The organism is Photobacterium kishitanii (assembly GCF_000613045.3).
Classification (GTDB): domain Bacteria; phylum Pseudomonadota; class Gammaproteobacteria; order Enterobacterales; family Vibrionaceae; genus Photobacterium; species Photobacterium kishitanii.
In genome coordinates, this window is sequence record NZ_LN794352.1 from 397,963 (window position 1) to 415,734 (window position 17,772).

General features: G+C 41.2%; 21 protein-coding genes. 13 read left to right on the forward strand and 8 right to left on the reverse strand.

What is annotated here, in order from left to right; genetic code table 11:
• Window positions 1-38: 38 nt before the first annotated feature.
• From lptB to PPBDW_RS02110, 5 genes are all read right to left on the reverse strand, one after another.
• On the reverse strand, window positions 39-764 hold the full coding sequence (gene lptB, locus PPBDW_RS02090) for an LPS export ABC transporter ATP-binding protein (protein ID WP_036793152.1): 726 nt from the start codon (window positions 762-764) through the stop codon (window positions 39-41).
• A 9-nt stretch (window positions 765-773) separates the two neighbouring features.
• Complete coding sequence (gene lptA / locus PPBDW_RS02095; protein ID WP_036793154.1) at window positions 774-1,280, reverse strand: lipopolysaccharide transport periplasmic protein LptA; 507 nt, start codon at window positions 1,278-1,280, stop codon at window positions 774-776.
• Window positions 1,261-1,824, reverse strand: a complete 564-nt coding sequence (lptC, locus tag PPBDW_RS02100) for an LPS export ABC transporter periplasmic protein LptC (protein WP_036793155.1) — start codon at window positions 1,822-1,824, stop codon at window positions 1,261-1,263. Before lptC ends, lptA begins: the two co-directional genes overlap by 20 nt.
• Window positions 1,825-1,892: 68 nt before the next feature.
• Complete coding sequence (locus PPBDW_RS02105) at window positions 1,893-2,864, reverse strand: KpsF/GutQ family sugar-phosphate isomerase (protein WP_036793157.1); 972 nt, start codon at window positions 2,862-2,864, stop codon at window positions 1,893-1,895.
• A gap of 14 nt (window positions 2,865-2,878) precedes the next feature.
• Entirely contained in the window at window positions 2,879-3,838 is a 960-nt protein-coding gene (locus PPBDW_RS02110) for a calcium/sodium antiporter (protein WP_036793159.1), read from the reverse strand.
• Between the two features lie 529 nt (window positions 3,839-4,367).
• Between PPBDW_RS02110 and mlaF the strand changes: the two genes are divergently transcribed.
• From mlaF to murA, 7 genes are read left to right on the forward strand one after another with little or no spacing between them, the layout of a single operon-like run.
• Window positions 4,368-5,168 (forward strand): phospholipid ABC transporter ATP-binding protein MlaF, encoded by an 801-nt coding sequence (gene mlaF, locus PPBDW_RS02115; protein ID WP_036793161.1) that lies wholly within the window; start codon window positions 4,368-4,370, stop codon window positions 5,166-5,168.
• Window positions 5,169-5,228: 60 nt separating this feature from the next.
• Window positions 5,229-6,011: a lipid asymmetry maintenance ABC transporter permease subunit MlaE gene (gene mlaE, locus PPBDW_RS02120; protein ID WP_036796214.1), complete on the forward strand. Its 783-nt coding sequence runs from the start codon at window positions 5,229-5,231 to the stop codon at window positions 6,009-6,011.
• 52 nt (window positions 6,012-6,063) lie between these two features.
• Window positions 6,064-6,540 carry an outer membrane lipid asymmetry maintenance protein MlaD gene (gene mlaD, locus PPBDW_RS02125; protein WP_036793162.1) on the forward strand — a complete coding sequence of 159 codons (477 nt, stop codon included), beginning with the start codon at window positions 6,064-6,066 and terminating at the stop codon, window positions 6,538-6,540.
• Window positions 6,541-6,554: 14 nt separating this feature from the next.
• Window positions 6,555-7,190 carry a phospholipid-binding protein MlaC gene (mlaC, locus tag PPBDW_RS02130; protein WP_036793165.1) on the forward strand — a complete coding sequence of 212 codons (636 nt, stop codon included), beginning with the start codon at window positions 6,555-6,557 and terminating at the stop codon, window positions 7,188-7,190.
• Between the two features lie 2 nt (window positions 7,191-7,192).
• Window positions 7,193-7,504: an STAS domain-containing protein gene (locus PPBDW_RS02135; protein ID WP_036793167.1), complete on the forward strand. Its 312-nt coding sequence runs from the start codon at window positions 7,193-7,195 to the stop codon at window positions 7,502-7,504.
• A 19-nt stretch (window positions 7,505-7,523) separates the two neighbouring features.
• Entirely contained in the window at window positions 7,524-7,778 is a 255-nt protein-coding gene (gene ibaG, locus PPBDW_RS02140; protein ID WP_036793169.1) for a BolA family iron metabolism protein IbaG, read from the forward strand.
• 11 nt (window positions 7,779-7,789) lie between these two features.
• Window positions 7,790-9,049: a UDP-N-acetylglucosamine 1-carboxyvinyltransferase gene (gene murA, locus PPBDW_RS02145; RefSeq protein WP_036796215.1), complete on the forward strand. Its 1,260-nt coding sequence runs from the start codon at window positions 7,790-7,792 to the stop codon at window positions 9,047-9,049.
• Window positions 9,050-9,137: 88 nt separating this feature from the next.
• Here murA and degS read toward each other — a convergent pair whose 3' ends face one another.
• The 3 genes from degS to zapG form a co-directional block, all read right to left on the reverse strand.
• On the reverse strand, window positions 9,138-10,214 hold the full coding sequence (degS, locus tag PPBDW_RS02150) for an outer membrane-stress sensor serine endopeptidase DegS (protein WP_036793171.1): 1,077 nt from the start codon (window positions 10,212-10,214) through the stop codon (window positions 9,138-9,140).
• A gap of 133 nt (window positions 10,215-10,347) precedes the next feature.
• Complete coding sequence (locus tag PPBDW_RS02155) at window positions 10,348-11,718, reverse strand: Do family serine endopeptidase (protein ID WP_036793172.1); 1,371 nt, start codon at window positions 11,716-11,718, stop codon at window positions 10,348-10,350.
• A 104-nt stretch (window positions 11,719-11,822) separates the two neighbouring features.
• On the reverse strand, window positions 11,823-12,284 hold the full coding sequence (gene zapG / locus PPBDW_RS02160; RefSeq protein ID WP_036796216.1) for a Z-ring associated protein ZapG: 462 nt from the start codon (window positions 12,282-12,284) through the stop codon (window positions 11,823-11,825).
• A gap of 186 nt (window positions 12,285-12,470) precedes the next feature.
• On the opposite strand from zapG, the gene zapE reads away from it, so the two are divergent.
• The 6 genes from zapE (at window position 12,471) to PPBDW_RS02190 (ending at window position 17,756) form a co-directional block, all read left to right on the forward strand.
• On the forward strand, window positions 12,471-13,607 hold the full coding sequence (gene zapE, locus PPBDW_RS02165; RefSeq protein ID WP_036793174.1) for a cell division protein ZapE: 1,137 nt from the start codon (window positions 12,471-12,473) through the stop codon (window positions 13,605-13,607).
• A gap of 299 nt (window positions 13,608-13,906) precedes the next feature.
• Window positions 13,907-14,335: a 50S ribosomal protein L13 gene (gene rplM, locus PPBDW_RS02170; protein ID WP_036793176.1), complete on the forward strand. Its 429-nt coding sequence runs from the start codon at window positions 13,907-13,909 to the stop codon at window positions 14,333-14,335.
• A 15-nt stretch (window positions 14,336-14,350) separates the two neighbouring features.
• Window positions 14,351-14,743, forward strand: a complete 393-nt coding sequence (gene rpsI / locus PPBDW_RS02175; RefSeq protein WP_036793177.1) for a 30S ribosomal protein S9 — start codon at window positions 14,351-14,353, stop codon at window positions 14,741-14,743.
• 423 nt (window positions 14,744-15,166) lie between these two features.
• Complete coding sequence (gene petA / locus PPBDW_RS02180) at window positions 15,167-15,757, forward strand: ubiquinol-cytochrome c reductase iron-sulfur subunit (protein WP_036793179.1); 591 nt, start codon at window positions 15,167-15,169, stop codon at window positions 15,755-15,757.
• Entirely contained in the window at window positions 15,757-17,022 is a 1,266-nt protein-coding gene (locus tag PPBDW_RS02185) for a cytochrome b (protein WP_036793181.1), read from the forward strand. Before petA ends, PPBDW_RS02185 begins: the two co-directional genes overlap by 1 nt.
• Window positions 17,019-17,756: a cytochrome c1 gene (locus tag PPBDW_RS02190; protein WP_036793183.1), complete on the forward strand. Its 738-nt coding sequence runs from the start codon at window positions 17,019-17,021 to the stop codon at window positions 17,754-17,756. Before PPBDW_RS02185 ends, PPBDW_RS02190 begins: the two co-directional genes overlap by 4 nt.
• Window positions 17,757-17,772 lie beyond the last annotated feature (16 nt).

The following is a 17,772-nucleotide window of genomic DNA, read 5'->3' on the forward strand; positions in this document are numbered from 1 at the left end:
TGTTGTTAGTATCTGTAATCAATAGCCAATGGTGAATGCTAGAGACGGAACTGATCACCAAGATAAACCCGTTTAACGTGCTCATGATTGAGTACATGATCCGGGGTGCCATTAGCGATCAGATGGCCTTGGCTTACAATATAAGCATGTTCACAGACATCCAGTGTTTCACGGACATTATGGTCAGTAATTAATACCCCTAACCCACGATCTCGTAAATGTTTAATGATCTTTTTGATATCGATAACTGAAATAGGGTCGACACCTGCAAATGGCTCATCAAGTAGAATAAATTTTGGATTTGCTGCTAATGCGCGAGCGATTTCAACTCGACGACGCTCACCACCTGATAATGCTTGTCCTAAACTATCGCGAATGTGTTGGATATTAAACTCATCCAATAACTCTTCAGCTTTGTCTTGTCGACCTTCTTTGGTGAGCTCTTTACGGGTTTCTAACACCGCCATTAAGTTGTCATAAACCGTTAAGCGACGAAAGATTGATGCTTCTTGGGGTAAATAGCCAATACCCATTCGTGAACGGTTATGCATTGGTTGTAGGCTAATATCTTCTCCATCGATGGTGATAGTGCCTTCATCGCGGCTAACTAAGCCAACGATCATATAAAATGAAGTGGTTTTACCGGCGCCATTAGGACCAAGTAAACCAACAATTTTTCCTGATTCTACCTCTAGACTTACATCGGAAACGACTTTGCGCCCGTTGTAACTTTTTGCAAGGTGTTCAGCTTTTAGAATAGCCATAAATGATGTTTATTTCTTATTATTGTTTAATTGACTTGGTAGTATCACCGTGGTGACACGCTCTTTGTTGCCGCTTTCTGCTACTAGGCGTTGGTCACGAATATTGTAGGTGATAATATTACCTTTAATATTGCTACCATCTTGATTAAGTTGAGCTTTCCCTGTCATTTTTAGGCGTTCAGTTGCTGTTTCATAGCGCATCGTAAGCGCTTCACCATCAAGAGGTTTACCGTCTTCCATTATTTGATGGAAAGTTGCCGGTTTTCCATATGCCATGATCGTTTGCTGCTTGGATTTAGCATTTGGTTGAGTCACAACAACTTTATTGGCGCGAATATCAATCGTACCTTGGCGCAACTTAACATTACCGATAAAAGTGACAATATTATTCGGCATATCAACTTGTTGACTGTCTGAATCAATATAAATGGGTTGCTTGGTATCACTTTTCATAGCCCATGTTGGTGCACTGATACACAACAAGCATAGTAGAGTACTAATTTTTAGTCGGTTCATATCTACCTTTTACATTTTTTAAGAGAGTTGCCACATTACGATCCATATTACCTTTCATGCCATCGCCTTCATTTTGAAAAACAGGGCCATTGATAGTGACATGATCATTGGTATCAAAATCTTTATTAACTAAATTTAAGCGTAGATTATTTGTTTTAATAACCTGAATATCTGAATCAGGTAATAAGTTAAAAATACGCACATTACCTTGAAGGTGTAAGATTTTATCTGACTCTAGTTTGGCGTTGTTAGCACTTACTCGCCACTCAGCATCTTGACCTTGCTTAAATACCCATAGCACTGGTTTAGTGAACGTAGTGATGCCACTAACGTTGAAATGCTCGAGGTGCTCAGCATCAATTTGATATTGGCGTACGCCTTTCAAATTGAAACTAGTGTTACTGACTTTATTACCAATAAACATCGGTTTTTCGTCATTAGGTGTTACTTGGACATCTTGTCGCCAATGTTGTTCAAGTAGATAGTAGCTGAGCCATGCACATATAATCATTAGCAGTACATAGAGTAGCTTTTTAAAAGTCATAGACTTAAGCCTTTATTGTCTTAGATGTTACCGATAGTTTCTAGATAGGTATACGCTTTATGATAGCGTTACATGACACCGGCTTTAAGCAAATCGTGCATATTTAGCGCCCCAACTAATTGGTTATTTTCGGTCACCAATAAGCCATTAATTTTGTTATCTTCCATTAATTTTAGCCCTTCTGCGGCTAATAGTTGTGGCGAAATAGTTCGTGGATTACTCGACATCACCGTACCAATACTGGTGTTGTGAATATCAACATGATTATCCAGTAAGCGTCGTAAATCACCGTCAGTAAAAATACCACGTAATTGTTGGTTATGATCAACAATTGCCGTCATGCCTAAGCCTTTGTGTGATATTTCTAACAACGCATCTTTGATGCTGGCATGCTCCTCAATCATAGGTAGCAACTCGCCACTATGCATAACATCTGCAATGCGAAGTAATAATTTGCGACCTAACGCACCGCCAGGGTGAGAAAGTGCAAAATCATCAGCAGTAAAGCCGCGCGCTTCCATAACTGCAATTGCGACCGCATCACCCATAACCAGCGTGGCTGTAGTACTAGAGGTTGGCGCTAGATTTAGTGGGCAAGCTTCTTTATCTACCGTTACTTGAAGATGCACTTGCGCCATCTTTGCCATACTAGATTCGGGTTTACCTGTTACGCTGATCATCGCAATACCAAGCCGTTTAATGACGGGCAATAAAGCGAGGATTTCAGTCGCTTCACCTGAATTAGAAATCGCAATCACGACATCATTTTTTTTAATCATACCTAAGTCACCATGGCTGGCTTCACCAGGGTGAACAAAGAAAGCAGGGGTTCCTGTGCTGGCCAATGTTGCTGCTATTTTTCGCCCAATGTGACCTGATTTCCCCATCCCCATCACGATAACTTTCCCTTGGCAATGTAAGATTAACTCACAAGCTTGGCTAAAGCTGTTATCAATATAATGACGGATTTTTTCAAGGGCTTGTAACTCAGTATCGAGTACCTTTTTACCATAGCTGCAAAAATCAAATTGACCAGACATCAGAAAAAACTCCTTTATGCGGCAATATTAAGAAACAAGAATGCTTGATAAGCAATAAAGCAAACCACTAATACTCCGCCTTCAATACGGCTAATTTGGCGTCGTTTACCGAGTGCCATTAGCAGTAATAAAATTGAAATAGCCAACATAACATAAAAGTCACGGCTCATAGCCAGTGGACTTAATGCGGATGGATTCAGTAATCCGGGAATGCCCATTACTGCTAAGATATTAAAAATATTGGAGCCGATAATATTACCAACTGCCATATCATCTTCGCCCTTAAAGACACTCGCAATTGAGGCGGCAAGTTCTGGTAAGCTGGTACCGACAGCAATAATCGTTAAGCCAATCACTAAATCACTCATGCCGAAGTATTTAGCGATAGTAACTGCTGACTCAACCACCATATCTGAAGAGTATAATAAGAGACCTAAGCCAATAAAAACCCAAATAATAGCCTTAGTATTGCTCACCCCAGTTGGAATATCTGCTTGTTGTTCTTCTACTAAAGGATCACTTTTACTGCCACGACTGATTTTTAGCATTACGATTAAGAACAGGCCAAACAGTACTGCTAAGATAATACCTTCGTTACGGCTTAAATAATTATCCCATAGAACGGCACCAGCGATAACCGTAACCCCAAGCATTATTGGTAGTTCGCGGCGAATAATGGTTGAACTAATGCACAATGGTTTGATTATTGCGGTGATACCGAGAATTAACGCGATATTGGCAATATTTGAACCTAACACGTTACCAACTGCAGTATCGGTTTTGTCAGCAAGGGCTGCGGTAGCTGATACCATCATTTCTGGTGCAGATGATCCCATAGCTAGAATTGTCATACCAATAACAAGCGGTGCAACACCAAAGTTTTTTGCTAGTGCCGCCGCACCATATACTAATCTATCGGCACTCCAAACCAGTAAAGCTAATCCGATACAGAGCAACACAATGGCTTCTAGCATGTTAATTCCTTTTCAGTACGACTCGCTAAAGAGCGAATTTCAGTCAATTGATGAAATATTTCCAATTTGAGTTGCTAATTTTGACGTTAACTCATGCAAAAGGGAAGCATAAGCCAATACTAATTATCATCTTGAGGCGGTTTTATAGTAACGATCTTGGTAAACCATCACTGAATCACAACCAATTAAGGCGAGAAATAGCAGTTTGACTATTTACACTATTAAAACGATGTTTTATTGTGTCAAAATTACAATCGCTGTGATTTGTTTTAGGCTGAAATCGTGCTGTTAGTGCCGTTTTTATAGTAAATGTTTTATTTTTGATAAAAATCCGTCATTAAAGCGTGATAATACCGCGCTTAGGTTGAGTTGATAGTTAATTCCTCCTATCATCGGCGCTCTATTTTTATAATACCTACTGATTGTTTTTCAGGTGGTTATTATGAAGAGATATGAAACACAATTGTGTCAGATAACATCAATATTCATCGCTTACGCAAGCTAGTTAGCTAGAGGTAACGTAAACATAATGCTCAATGATGATGTACTTGTTTCGATTAAAAATATGAGCTTCTCTCGAGGAAGCCGAGTTATTTTTGATGATATTAGCCTTGATATTCCACGCGGAAAAGTTACCGCGATTATGGGGCCGTCAGGGATCGGCAAAACCACCTTATTACGTTTAATTGGCGGTCAGATTGCGCCTGATAGTGGTGAGGTGTGGTTTGATCAATGGAATATACCAACATTACGTCGCAGTGAACTTTATCAAGCGCGTAAACGAATGAGTATGCTATTTCAATCAGGGGCATTATTTACTGATATGACAGTGTTCGATAATGTCGCGTTTCCATTACGTGAACACGCTCAGTTACCTGAAGATTTGCTACGCACCTTAGTGCTCTTAAAATTAGAAGCGGTAGGGTTACGTGGTGCGGCACAATTAATGCCCAATGAGTTATCTGGTGGTATGGCACGTCGAGCGGCATTGGCTCGTGCGATTGCACTTGATCCTGATTTGATGATGTACGATGAACCTTTTGTTGGTCAAGATCCGATTACTATGGGTGTATTGGTCAAATTAATCCGCGATCTTAATCAAGCATTAAATATTACTTCAGTAATCGTATCGCACGATGTGCCTGAAGTGATGAGTATTGCTGATCATGTGTATATTCTCTCCGGTGCTAAGATCATTGGCAGTGGGACACCGAATCAATTACGTGCAGATACTAATCCTCAGGTACGTCAATTTTTAGATGGTGATGCGGATGGTCCTGTGCCGTTTCAATTTCCAGCACAGCCATTAAGTGATGATTTGTTTGGTTAATGTGTGGCTCTGATCGTCGTTATGGCATCAGTCTATTACAACAAAGAATATGAGCAAAAAATGATTATTGATGCTATTTCCCGATTGGGACGAGCGACCATTGAAAAGTGTCAAGCATGCGGGCGTGCAAGCTTGATGTTATATGGCGCGTTAGTGTGTAAGCCACAACCGAAAAAAATGTTGCCGTTATTAATCAAACAACTGTATTCAGTTGGGGTGTTATCAATGGCGATTATTTTAGTCTCGGGATTATTTATCGGTATGGTGTTAAGCCTTCAAGGTTATTTGGTGCTAGCGGGTTATGGTGCCGAAACTAGCCTTGGGCAAATGGTGGCATTATCATTACTGCGTGAATTGGGGCCTGTGGTCACAGCCTTGTTATTTGCAGGTCGAGCAGGCTCAGCATTGACCGCTGAAATTGGACTGATGAAAACCACAGAACAATTATCGAGCATGGAAATGATGGCCGTCGATCCACTACGTCGAGTGATTGCACCACGTTTTTGGGCGGGGGTAATTTCAATGCCATTATTGGCGCTGATGTTCTCTTTAATTGGACTTTGGGGTGCACAGTTAGTTGGTGTTGATTGGAAAGGTATTGATTACGGTAGCTTCTGGTCAGTGATGCAATCATCTGTTGATTTCAGTACTGATATTGGTAATAGCATTATCAAGTCAGTCGTGTTTGCCATCGTGATAACTTGGATTGCAGTCTTTAATGGTTATGATGCCGTACCCACGTCGGAGGGGATCAGCCGTGCAACAACTCGTACAGTAGTTAATTCATCATTGGCGGTACTGGGACTTGATTTTGTGTTAACAGCATTAATGTTTGGTAGCTAAACATTCACTTAGCCGCATGCATACGACGGCATAAATTACATGGATAAAGACAATGCAACAAAATAGACGATTAGAGTTGTGGGTTGGCGTATTTATGCTAGCCGGCATTAGTGCCTTATTAGTGTTAGCGTTTAAAGTCGCTAACGTACAAAGTTTCGGTAGTACAGAAACTTATACCCTCAAAGCCCATTTTGACAATATTGGTGGTTTGAAAGTACGTTCACCGGTCAAGGTTGGTGGCGTTACTGTCGGTGAAGTAACAGCGATTACGTTAGATAAGCAAACTTACGTGCCGATTGTGACTTTAGAAATCAATAAAAAGTTTGGGTATTTCCCTGAAACGAGTTCTGCGTCGATCCTAACCTCAGGGTTATTGGGGGAGCAGTATTTAGGTATTCGTCCTGGGTTTATAGATACTGATACTGAGATGCTACATAACGGTGATTTAATTGAAGACACTAAATCCGCGTTAGTATTAGAAGATATGATTGGTCAAGTGCTGTATAGCCTTGGCGGCGATAAGAAATAATGAGGAGAACCACTATGAAATTTGTACGAGGCTTAATGCTGTGTTTATTGGCAGTACCAATGCTAGCACAAGCGGCGACGATTGATCAGACTAACCCTTATCAAATGATGGATAAAGTATCTGCACATTTGTTTGGTACCTTAAAAGCCGAACAAACAAAAATTAAAGCGAATCCAGAAGAATTACGGCTGATCGTTAAGCAAGAGTTATTACCATATATTAATACCCGTTATGCAGCTTACAAAGTATTAGGCTCTAATTTACGTAATACAACTGCTGAGCAACGTGATGCATTTACTGCTGCTTTTACTGATTACTTAGTTGCGTCGTATGCACAAGTTCTTACTCAATATACTGATCAAAAAATCGAATTAGAATCACCAAAACCAGTACCTGCTGATCGGAGTATTATTTCTGTTCGAGTTGATATTGTTGATCCACAACGTCCGCCTATTCGTCTTGATTTCAAATTACGTTTGAATAAAAAAACCAAAGAATGGCAGGGATTTGACATGGTAGCTGAAGGTGTCAGTATGCTTTCAACTAAACAAAGTGAATGGAGTGGTCAGCTACGTACCAAAGGTATTGATGCTGTGACGCAAAGTTTACGTGATTTGGCGGCGAAACCGATCCAAATAGAGAACAACTAACCATGGCTGTTGATAAGATTTGTTGGCAGGTCATTGTGGAAGGGCAATACCGCTTGTCAGGGGTATTAGATCGTGACACAGTGCCTGATTTTTGGCGTCAAAGACACCAATGGATGCCACATAATAAGCGCTTAACCATCGATCTTGCTGACTTGTCTCGAGTTGACTCCGCAGGCATGGTAATGTTGCTACATTTGTGCCAGCAACTTGAGCAAGCGGGAAGTGGTGTGATGTTACATAATGTACCTCAGCAGCTTAAGACGCTGTTTCGCTTAAGCCATATCGAACCAATGTTAGCAGCTTGCATGGAGTAAGCTGTAGAGAGGATAGCTTGTGGAAATCTCTGAAATTAAACAAATTCTAGAAAGCGCTTTAGACGTTGATGAAATCATCGTTAAAGGTGAAGGTAGCCACTATCAAGTGATCGCAGTGGGTACCTTATTTGACGGTATGAGCCGTGTTAAAAAACAACAAACAATTTATGGTCCATTAATGGATCGTATTGCAGCAAACGACATTCACGCGTTAAGTATTAAAACATTTACGCCTGAAGAATGGGCGCGTGATAAAAAATTAATGTCGTTATAGAGAGCTAAATGATGCAAAAGTTTCGTATTCAGGGCAGTGGCCCATTAAGCGGTGAAGTGTCTATTTCTGGTGCTAAAAATGCAGCATTGCCTATTCTATTCTCAGCGTTACTTGCTGAAGGTCCAGTAGAGATTGCTAATGTACCTCAGTTACGTGATATTGATACCACCATGGAATTGCTGTCGCGTTTAGGCGTGAAAGTTTCCCGTAATGGTGCTTCGGTTCATATCGACGCGAGTGATGTTAATGAATTCTGTGCCCCTTATGATCTCGTGAAAACCATGCGTGCATCTATTTGGGCATTAGGTCCATTAGTGGCACGTTTTGGTCAAGGTCAAGTGTCATTACCTGGTGGTTGCGCTATTGGTGCACGTCCAGTTGATTTACATATTGCAGGTCTTGAGCAACTTGGTGCTGTTATCACATTAGATGAAGGTTATGTTAAAGCCTCTGTTGATGGTCGTCTTAAAGGCGCTCATATTGTTATGGATAAAGTCAGTGTTGGCGCAACTGTAACGATTATGTCAGCGGCAACATTAGCTGAAGGCACGACTGTGATTGAAAACGCAGCCCGTGAGCCAGAGATTGAAGATACTGCTGCATTCTTAAATGCGATTGGCGCTAAAATTACTGGTGCTGGTACTGCAACTATCACCATTGAAGGTGTTGAACGTCTTGCTGGCGGCTATCATGAAGTGGTTGCTGACCGAATTGAAACGGGTACTTTTTTAGTTGCAGCTGCGGTATCTGGTGGCAAGATTGTATGTCGCAATACCAAGCCTGAATTACTTGAAGCAGTACTTGCTAAGCTAGATGAAGCGGGTGCATTAGTTGAAACTGGCAGTGATTGGATCAGTCTTGATATGACGGATCGCGAGCTTAAAGCGGTTAATATTCGCACTGCACCACACCCAGGCTTCCCGACAGATATGCAAGCCCAATTCTCGCTATTAAATTTAATGGCTAAAGGTACAGGCATTATTACTGAAACGATTTTTGAAAACCGTTTTATGCATATTCCTGAATTGATCCGTATGGGTGCTCACGCTGAAATCGAAGGTAATACTGTGATTTGTGGCGATACTGATGGTTTAAGTGGCGCTCAAGTCATGGCGACTGATTTACGTGCCTCTGCGAGTTTAGTGATTGCTGGTAGTATTGCTAAAGGCGAAACTATCGTTGATCGTATTTATCATATCGATCGTGGTTACGAATTTATTGAGCAAAAATTCAGTGCGTTAGGTATGAATATCGAGCGTATCTCTGAATAAGCACTTATCGTTTTAAGCAATAAAAAAACCTCGCATTATGCGAGGTTTTTTATTGCCGTTTTTTGGTTAATCGTACCGTGATAGGAACTTATTTAGGCGGATTAGCCATTGGTGGCCTATTCGCAACGGTAACGGGAATCATCAGTGGTTTGCCATTACGTAATATCTTCACTTGAATATGGGTACCTGGGCGAATATCAGTCACGATATCACGTACACTTTGTACATTAGTCACTTCCTTACCCGCTATCTCAATCACGATATCATTTTTCTTAAATCCAGCTTTTGATGCCGGGCCTGTCGGATCTAGACCATCAACAATGATGCCATTGACTTTAGCGACGTCATAAAGTCGTGCCATTAGTGGGTTGATTTCACGACCTTGAATACCAATCCAACCTCGAATAACTCGCCCATCAGCAATCAATTTTTGCATGATCTTAATCGTCAGCTGATAGGGAATCGCAAACGAAATACCATAAGTTTCAATATTGGTTGCTTGTTGGAAAGAGGCGGTATTAATGCCAACTAGTTCACCACGTGTATTGACTAATGCGCCACCAGAATTGCCTTTATTAATTGCAGCATCTGTTTGGAGGAAATCTTGGGGGCCGTAGAAACTCATGCCAGAGCGTCCTGTGGCTGAGATAATTCCAAAAGTAGTGGTTTGGCCAAGGTTATAAGGGTTGCCTATTGCCAGTACCACATCGCCAACGGCAGCTTTATATTGGGGATTAACCGGGATCACTGGCAAGTTATCGGCATTGATTTTTAATACTGCGAGATCAGTGAGCTGATCTAAGCCAATTAATTGGGCATTGAGTACTCGTCCATCCTGCAAGGCCACAATAATTTGATCAGCATGAGCAACAACATGGTAGTTAGTAACGATATAGCCTTTATCGCTCATGATAACGCCAGATCCTAACCCTTGGGTACGTAATTCACGCTCTTCACTATTATTATTGTCATAACGACGATTATAAATATTAACCACTGCTGGCGAGGCACGACGAACCGCATAATTAAAAGAAAGTGGGGTTGAACCGCTATCGGGTAATGATAAGGACGCTGGCGTCGTCGGACGTAAATCAGGGACGGCAATGAGCACAATAATAGCAGTGATAAGGCCGAGGAGAATAGAGCGACCAATAAATGCCAGCATTAACAGTCCTTATAAAATGGGTAATAAAAAGGTGCTAACAGAATAGCACCCCTCTGGAGTGAGACCAACTTTGACGTTGATTATCACCGTTAAAGCCAAGCAGTAATATCAGCTCAGTGAGCGCTAATTATGGCTAACGAATGATAATATACAGCACATTATTACTGCGTTGAATTTCGAGCGCGATGACTTTAGGTGGATGCTCTAGAGCTTTACGCAGTTGGCCGAGGTTATTAATTGCAGTTCGATTGAGACCAATAATAATGTCACCTTTGAGTAGTCCTGAACGTGCAGCTAACGATCCTTTAGTGAGTTGGCTAACTTCAACGCCGCGGGCCTTACCGTTAACAGTAACATTTGTGAGTTGGGCGCCAGTTAAGCTAGTGTGAAGATCATCAGCTTTGACGATACTATCAGCGCTAGCACTCAGAGTGACGGTAAATTGTTGTAATTTACCATTGCGCATTGCTTGCAGTGTCAGGGTTTTACCGGCACCTAATGTGGCTATTTTTGCGCGTAACTCACTGAATGAACGAATAGGACTGCCATTAACTGTGGTAATGATATCACCTGCTTTTAGACCTGCTTTTTGTGCGGCAGAATTTGGCATTACTTGGTTTACAAACGCACCTTGATTGGTGTCATAACCAAATGTTTTGGCTAATTCTGCGGTCAGTTCACGTCCTTGTACACCTAATGTACCGCGTTGCACATGACCAAATTTGATAATTTGCGCGGTAAGGTTATTAACCATATTGGCAGGGATAGCAAACCCAATTCCAACGTTACCGTTATCTGGAGCCAGTATTGCAGTATTAATACCGATCAGTTCGCCATTAAGGTTAATCAGTGCGCCACCAGAGTTACCGCTATTAATTGCGGCATCTGTTTGAATGAAATTCTCTATGTTTTCAAGGTTTAAACCACTACGCCCTAACGCTGATACAATACCGGAGGTGACAGTTTGTCCGAGGCCAAAAGGGTTACCAATTGCAATCGCAAAATCTCCCACACGTAACTTATCAGAATTGGCTAATTTTATAGCCGTTAGTTTTTGTGGAGTATCGATTTGTAGCAAGGCGATATCGGATAATTTATCACTACCAATCAATTTCGCGGTTACTTCGTTACCATCATAAAGTTGAACCATTATTTTATCAGCGTTATTGATAACATGCTGGTTGGTAACAATATAGCCTTTGTCTGCATCAATAATAACCCCAGAACCTAAGCCACGAAAAGGGCGTTCTTGAACTTGCTCGGCTGGAAAATTAGGGCCAAAGAAAAAGCGATAGGCTTCTGGAATTTGTTGCTTTGAAACTTGTTTGCCTTCAATTGCGATACTCACAACAGCAGGCGTTACTTGTTCAAGCATGGGAGCAAGACTGGGTAGTGGTTGACTATTTACCGCTATTGGTAATGCGGCATTAGCAGCGATTGGTGATAAAAGAGCACTAACAGTTAAAGCTAATGCACTAATAAGGAAAAGATTTTTTTTACGCATGATTTAACTCCAAGTTAACAAGTTAAAGTATGACTTGTTAACTGGAATTAAGTTCCCTCTACCGTGATGTTTTGTGGTGGAGGTATTGATATGGTGATTAAATGTTAGCTGACTTTTACTTGCTGCTCAGGGGTAGCAATTTCATCTTCTCTAACGGTAGTTGCTTTATCACTGAAGAGACCTGTGGCACCATTTGCGTAGTCACGCGGTTGATGATCCATGACTTCATCTTCAATTGGCTTGTCATTCTTTACTTGTTCCAAGGTGGTTATTCGTTGTGCGAATGGGTTATCTTGGGTTGGTAAATTAGGCATAAGCTCTGCAGATGTTTTCGCCATATGCTCATAAAGTTTACTGTAATCTTTAGATACGTTGTCTAATAACTCTGCGCTACGAGCAAAATGATCAACAAGTTCTTGTCGATATTGTTCTAGCTCGTACTTTGATTTATCAAGATCTTTTTTTAATGATATTTGTTGATTTTGATTTTTATTGGTTAAGCGACTTACGATGGAACCAATAAAGATTCCGGCAATAAAAATAGCAGCTGCAATAATCCAACTCATAGCCATGATAATTCCTTGTGATTTTGATGTTAATACGTGTTTTTTCAGTCAGAGTGCTGTTTATTAATAGGTAATAACGCTATTACTATACCTTGAGCGGGTTACGCATGGAACAAATTCAATCATCTATTGTGACTATTTATGCTCTAATTTTATGGCAAATAAGATAAAAAGGGACAACCTCAAATGAATCAGCAGCAGACGCCGCTTAATAAATATCATGCAGATCTACAACGTCTCGATTTTTTTGCAGACCCTGCTCAGGCTCAGGCCGTCACTCATTTAAATGATTTATACCATAGGTTGATAGCGCCAGTTGCCCCATTACCTGCCACAACCGAATGGCAACGATTATGGTCGGCGACTAAAACATTATTTCAAACCACAACCACTCAAGCAGATATCGTGCCAGTAACGGGATTGTATTTTTGGGGAGGGGTTGGGCGCGGGAAAACGTATTTGGTTGATACCTTTTATGACTGCTTGCCAATAGAACGAAAAATGCGGATCCATTTTCATCGTTTTATGTATCGGGTTCATCAGCAGTTGCAACTGCTTGATGGGACTGAAAATCCGTTAGAGCATGTGGCTGATAATTTTAAACAACAAACTGACATTATTTGTTTCGATGAATTTTTTGTTAGTGATATTACCGATGCGATGATTTTAGCTACTTTACTTGATGCGTTGTTTAGACGGGGAATCACTTTAGTCGCGACATCGAATATCGCGCCTGATTGTTTATATCGAAATGGTTTGCAACGTGCACGTTTTCTGCCTGCAATCGCTCTTATTGAACAACATTGTCTGGTGGTTAATATTGATGCTGGTATTGATTACCGGTTGCGTTCTTTAGCACAGGCTGAAATTTACTATTCGCCATTAGGACCACAAGCGGATGCTAATTTAGCGCGTTATTTTGAGCAACTGACCTTTGAACCGCGGTATTACGCTAAAGATATTATTATTAATCAGCGTCCAATAACGACTCAACGAGAGGCTAGCGGGGTGGTGCAGTTTAGTTTTCATCAACTATGTCAAACTGCGCGTAGTCAAAATGATTATATTGAAATTGCACAGTTATATCATACCGTGCTTATCGCAGATGTGATGGTGATGAAAGAGCAAGATGCCGCACGGCGTTTCATTGCCATGGTCGATGAATTTTATGAGCGTAACGTGACGGTGATTATTTCTGCGGCGGTGCCATTAATTGAGCTTTATACTGAAGGACGATTGTTATTTGAATTTGAGCGCTGTTGTTCACGCTTAATTGAAATGCAAAGTGAGCAATATTTAGCAAGAGCACATCTAACTGATTAATTATTGCTGTGAATTACTCAAGTCTATTGCACTTTTAGTATGATTAGCACACTTTAAGTTGTGATTTATTGGTCTAATTAGCAATTAATGACCGTGGATATGAAAAAAAACCATTTTTTTTGGGAAAAAAGGTGATTTTTTCCACACCCTTCTCTATAATCTTGCGACCCACCGTACCTGTATGGCGAAAGCCAGGAGTGCCACCCACTCGAAGGGGTGATGACTGGGCTCTTAACAGAGGAATCATCATTTGATGGTTCTAGTAAGTGAAACTATTTAAATAATGGGTATTAATTAGCATGAAAACTTTCGTTGCTAAACCAGAAACTGTAAAACGTGACTGGTATGTTGTTGACGCTGAAGGTAAAACTCTAGGTCGTCTTTCAACTGAAATCGCTTCTCGTCTACGTGGTAAGCATAAGCCGGAGTACACTCCGCACGTTGACACTGGTGACTACATTGTAGTTATCAATGCTGAGAAAGTAGCAGTAACTGGTAATAAGCGTACAGATAAAATGTACCATCACCACACTGGCTTCATCGGCGGCCTTAAGTCAATCAGCTTTGATAAGCTAATTGCTAAGAAACCAGAAATGGTTATTGAAACTGCTGTTAAAGGCATGCTTCCAAAAGGTCCTCTAGGCCGTGCTATGTTCCGTAAGCTTAAAGTTTACGCAGGTACTGAGCACAACCATGCTGCACAACAGCCTAAAGTACTAGACATCTAATTGGGAATTATGACAATGGCAGAGAATCAATACTACGGCACTGGTCGCCGTAAAAGCTCAGCAGCTCGCGTTTTCATCAAACCGGGTACTGGCAACATCGTAATCAACAAGCGTAGCATCGAAGAGTACTTCAGCCGCCCAACAGCGCGCATGGTAGTTCTTCAGCCTCTTGAGCTTGTAGGTATGACTGAGAATTTTGACCTATACATCACTGTTAAAGGTGGTGGTATCACTGGTCAATCTGGTGCTATCCGTCACGGTATCACTCGTGCTCTTATGGAATACGATGAAACTCTACGTCCTGCTCTACGTGCAGCTGGCTACGTTACTCGCGACGCTCGTTGCGTTGAGCGTAAGAAAGTTGGTCTACGTAAAGCACGTCGTCGTCCACAGTTCTCTAAGCGTTAATATTTCGCTTCCAGATTTTATCTGGTTACTGTGTACAGAAAAGCTCAGCCCTCGGGTTGGGCTTTTTTTTGGCCTTTTTTCCAATAGAGGTACTCATTAGCTTCAATTGGTTATTTTCTCGCATCTCGCATCTCGCATCTCGCATCTCGCATCTCGCATCTCGCATCTCGCATCTCGCATCTCGCATCTAACTTCGTCTTTTTCGATAAACCTTGATGCATAATAATGAAAAACGGTATATATCCAATATTTGCGGCTAAACAATAGCTTGAACTTGTGAATATATTGACCTTTACTTATTCTTTAAATGTTGGCGATAATTTAAAACTGTAGCAATATTGTTGCTACGGTATGTTTAGCTAAGTTTGCATCTAAGCGCTAGGGATATATAAAAATCCAAGCAGGAGCTATTGGAGAAAATGGATGAGCAATGTGCGAATAAGTAATGGAAGACGTCGCTTTCTAACGGCAACAACCTCGATCGTTGGAGGTATAGGTGCGATTGCAATTGCTGTGCCTTTTATTAAATCATGGAATCCCAGCGAGAAAGCGAAAGCAGCAGGCGCACCCGTTGAAGTCAATATCAGTAAATTAGCCGATGGACAAATGATCCGTGTTGAATGGCGCGGCAAACCAGTATGGATTGTTCGTCGCAGCCAAGCGGTATTACAGCAATTAGCCTCTCACGATGATCAGCTTCGTGATCCGGCCTCTGATGAACCACAACAACCCACTTATGCGCAAAATTCACATCGCTCATTAAAGCCAGAAATCTTTTTAGCAGTGGGTATTTGTACTCATCTTGGTTGTTCGCCGACATATTTACCGAATAGCTTTAGTGATCAAGTCAGTGGCGTTGCTGCTGGCTTTTTTTGTCCATGTCATGGTTCTACATTTGATATGGCAGGGCGGGTATTTGCTGGTGTACCTGCTCCTCTTAATCTGGTGGTTCCACCGTATCAATTCTTAGACGATAACACCATTTTGGTTGGGCTTGATAAGGAGACGGTATAATGGCGGGTTTAGTTGATTGGATCGATAAACGTTTACCGGTGATCAATGCCTACCGTAAGCACTTGTCTCAATATCCAATGCCAAAGAATTTTAATTTCTGGTATGTATTTGGTTCGTTAGCGATGTTAGTGCTAGTCAATCAAATTATTACTGGAATCTGGTTGACCATGAATTATGTGCCATCAGCAGAAGGTGCCTTTGCTTCGGTTGAATACATAATGCGAGATGTTGAATATGGGTGGTTACTGCGTTATATGCATTCTACCGGCGCTTCAGCATTTTTTGTGGTGATATATTTACACATGTTCCGTGGCTTAATTTATGGCTCTTACCAAAAACCACGGGAGTTATTGTGGTTATTTGGCATGCTGATATTTTTGGTGTTGATGGCTGAAGCCTTTATGGGATATTTGTTGCCATGGGGACAAATGTCTTACTGGGGAGCACAAGTTATCATTTCACTGTTTGGTGCGATCCCTGTGATTGGTGATGATCTTACCTTATGGATTCGAGGTGATTATGTTATTTCTGGAGCCACCTTAAACCGTTTTTTTGCCTTACACGTGATAGCGCTACCCTTAGTATTACTATTGTTGGTGGTATTGCATGTGTTAGCGCTGCATGAGGTTGGTTCAAATAATCCTGATGGTATTGATACTAAATTACCTAAAGGCAGTAAAGGGGATGACTATCAGACTCAGTTTACTTTTCACGAAGACTATACCAAAAAATATGACATTATTGATTCAATCCCTTTTCATCCTTATGGCACCGTTAAAGATCTAATTGGAGTGGCAGTGTTTGCGCTTTTCTTCAGTTATGTGATCTTCTTTGCCCCTGAAATGGGTGGTTATTTTTTGGAAGCGCCAAATTTTGAAGCTGCTAATCCGATGAAAACCCCTGAACATATTGCCCCCGTTTGGTATTTCACCCCATTTTATGCCATTTTGCGCGCCGTACCCGATAAACTGCTGGGTGTTGCAGCAATGGGGGCTGCAATTGTGTTTTTATTCTTATTACCTTGGTTTGATCGCTGCAATGTGCGCTCGTTCCGTTATCGCAGTAAATGGCACTTGGCTAATTTGGTTCAATTTACGATTAGCTTTATAGGCTTGGGTATTCTTGGATCTTTACCTGTCACTCCTATGTTCACCTTGTTAGCTCAAATATTTAGCTTTACCTATTTTATGTTTTTTATTGTGTTGTTTTTCTACAGTAAAAATGAAGCGACTAAACCGCTACCAGAGAGGGTAACATTCAAATGAAGCAATGGATTGTAACACTACTGGTTTTGGTGCCGACATTAGCATTTGCAGGTGGTGGAAATGTACGTTTGCAAGCGGCGAATAATGATTTAACAGATCAAGCCTCTTTACAGCGTGGAGCGCAATTATTTACCAATTATTGTGCTGGTTGTCATTCAACTCAATATCAACGTTATGAGCGAGTTGCTACTGATTTAGGTATTCCATTGGAATTAATGCAGCAGCATTTGATGTTTAATCCTAATGCTAAGATCGGTGATTTAATGACCAATGCGATGTCGGAGCAATATGCTGCGGCTTCATTTGGTGCCCCTACACCCGATTTAACGATGGTTGCCAGAGTGCGGGGTACTGATTGGCTATATACTTATTTACATTCTTTTTATGCTGATCCTAGCCGTCCATTTGGCGTCAACAATAGCCTTTTTCCAAGTGTAGGTATGCCACATGTACTGGAAGAATTACAAGGGGTGCCACGTAGGATCTATGAGACTCAGATGATCGATGGTAGTCCTACTCAAGTATTAATGGGGATCGAAACCGATGGCAGCGGTGAGTTAAATCCACAGCAATATGATACTGCGGTACGTGATTTGGTGAATTTCTTAGATTACTCCGCCGAGCCAATGAAGCTTGAGCGTCGGCGTTTAGGATTGTGGGTTATGGGATTTATTGGTGTATTCTTAGTATTAACAGTATTGTTGAAGAAAGAATATTGGCGTGATGTCCACTGATAAGGTAATCTAGTGG

Bases quoted from the DNA above. Each gene is read 5' to 3' on its own strand.
- PPBDW_RS02110 (WP_036793159.1), bottom strand. From the start codon at position 3,838: ATGCTAGAAGCCATTGTGTTGCTCTGTATCGGATTAGCTTTACTGGTT.
- mlaF (WP_036793161.1), top strand. From the start codon at position 4,368: ATGCTCAATGATGATGTACTTGTTTCGATTAAAAATATGAGCTTCTCT.
- lptB (WP_036793152.1), bottom strand. From the start codon at position 764: ATGGCTATTCTAAAAGCTGAACACCTTGCAAAAAGTTACAACGGGCGC.
- mlaC (WP_036793165.1), top strand. From the start codon at position 6,555: ATGAAATTTGTACGAGGCTTAATGCTGTGTTTATTGGCAGTACCAATG.
- PPBDW_RS02155 (WP_036793172.1), bottom strand. From the start codon at position 11,718: ATGCGTAAAAAAAATCTTTTCCTTATTAGTGCATTAGCTTTAACTGTT.
- rplM (WP_036793176.1), top strand. From the start codon at position 13,907: ATGAAAACTTTCGTTGCTAAACCAGAAACTGTAAAACGTGACTGGTAT.
- murA (WP_036796215.1), top strand. From the start codon at position 7,790: ATGCAAAAGTTTCGTATTCAGGGCAGTGGCCCATTAAGCGGTGAAGTG.
- lptC (WP_036793155.1), bottom strand. From the start codon at position 1,824: ATGACTTTTAAAAAGCTACTCTATGTACTGCTAATGATTATATGTGCA.
- PPBDW_RS02185 (WP_036793181.1), top strand. From the start codon at position 15,757: ATGGCGGGTTTAGTTGATTGGATCGATAAACGTTTACCGGTGATCAAT.
- lptA (WP_036793154.1), bottom strand. From the start codon at position 1,280: ATGAACCGACTAAAAATTAGTACTCTACTATGCTTGTTGTGTATCAGT.
- zapE (WP_036793174.1), top strand. From the start codon at position 12,471: ATGAATCAGCAGCAGACGCCGCTTAATAAATATCATGCAGATCTACAA.
- PPBDW_RS02135 (WP_036793167.1), top strand. From the start codon at position 7,193: ATGGCTGTTGATAAGATTTGTTGGCAGGTCATTGTGGAAGGGCAATAC.
- PPBDW_RS02105 (WP_036793157.1), bottom strand. From the start codon at position 2,864: ATGTCTGGTCAATTTGATTTTTGCAGCTATGGTAAAAAGGTACTCGAT.
- PPBDW_RS02190 (WP_036793183.1), top strand. From the start codon at position 17,019: ATGAAGCAATGGATTGTAACACTACTGGTTTTGGTGCCGACATTAGCA.
- degS (WP_036793171.1), bottom strand. From the start codon at position 10,214: ATGCTGGCATTTATTGGTCGCTCTATTCTCCTCGGCCTTATCACTGCT.
- rpsI (WP_036793177.1), top strand. From the start codon at position 14,351: ATGGCAGAGAATCAATACTACGGCACTGGTCGCCGTAAAAGCTCAGCA.
- zapG (WP_036796216.1), bottom strand. From the start codon at position 12,284: ATGAGTTGGATTATTGCAGCTGCTATTTTTATTGCCGGAATCTTTATT.
- petA (WP_036793179.1), top strand. From the start codon at position 15,167: ATGAGCAATGTGCGAATAAGTAATGGAAGACGTCGCTTTCTAACGGCA.
- mlaE (WP_036796214.1), top strand. From the start codon at position 5,229: ATGATTATTGATGCTATTTCCCGATTGGGACGAGCGACCATTGAAAAG.
- mlaD (WP_036793162.1), top strand. From the start codon at position 6,064: ATGCAACAAAATAGACGATTAGAGTTGTGGGTTGGCGTATTTATGCTA.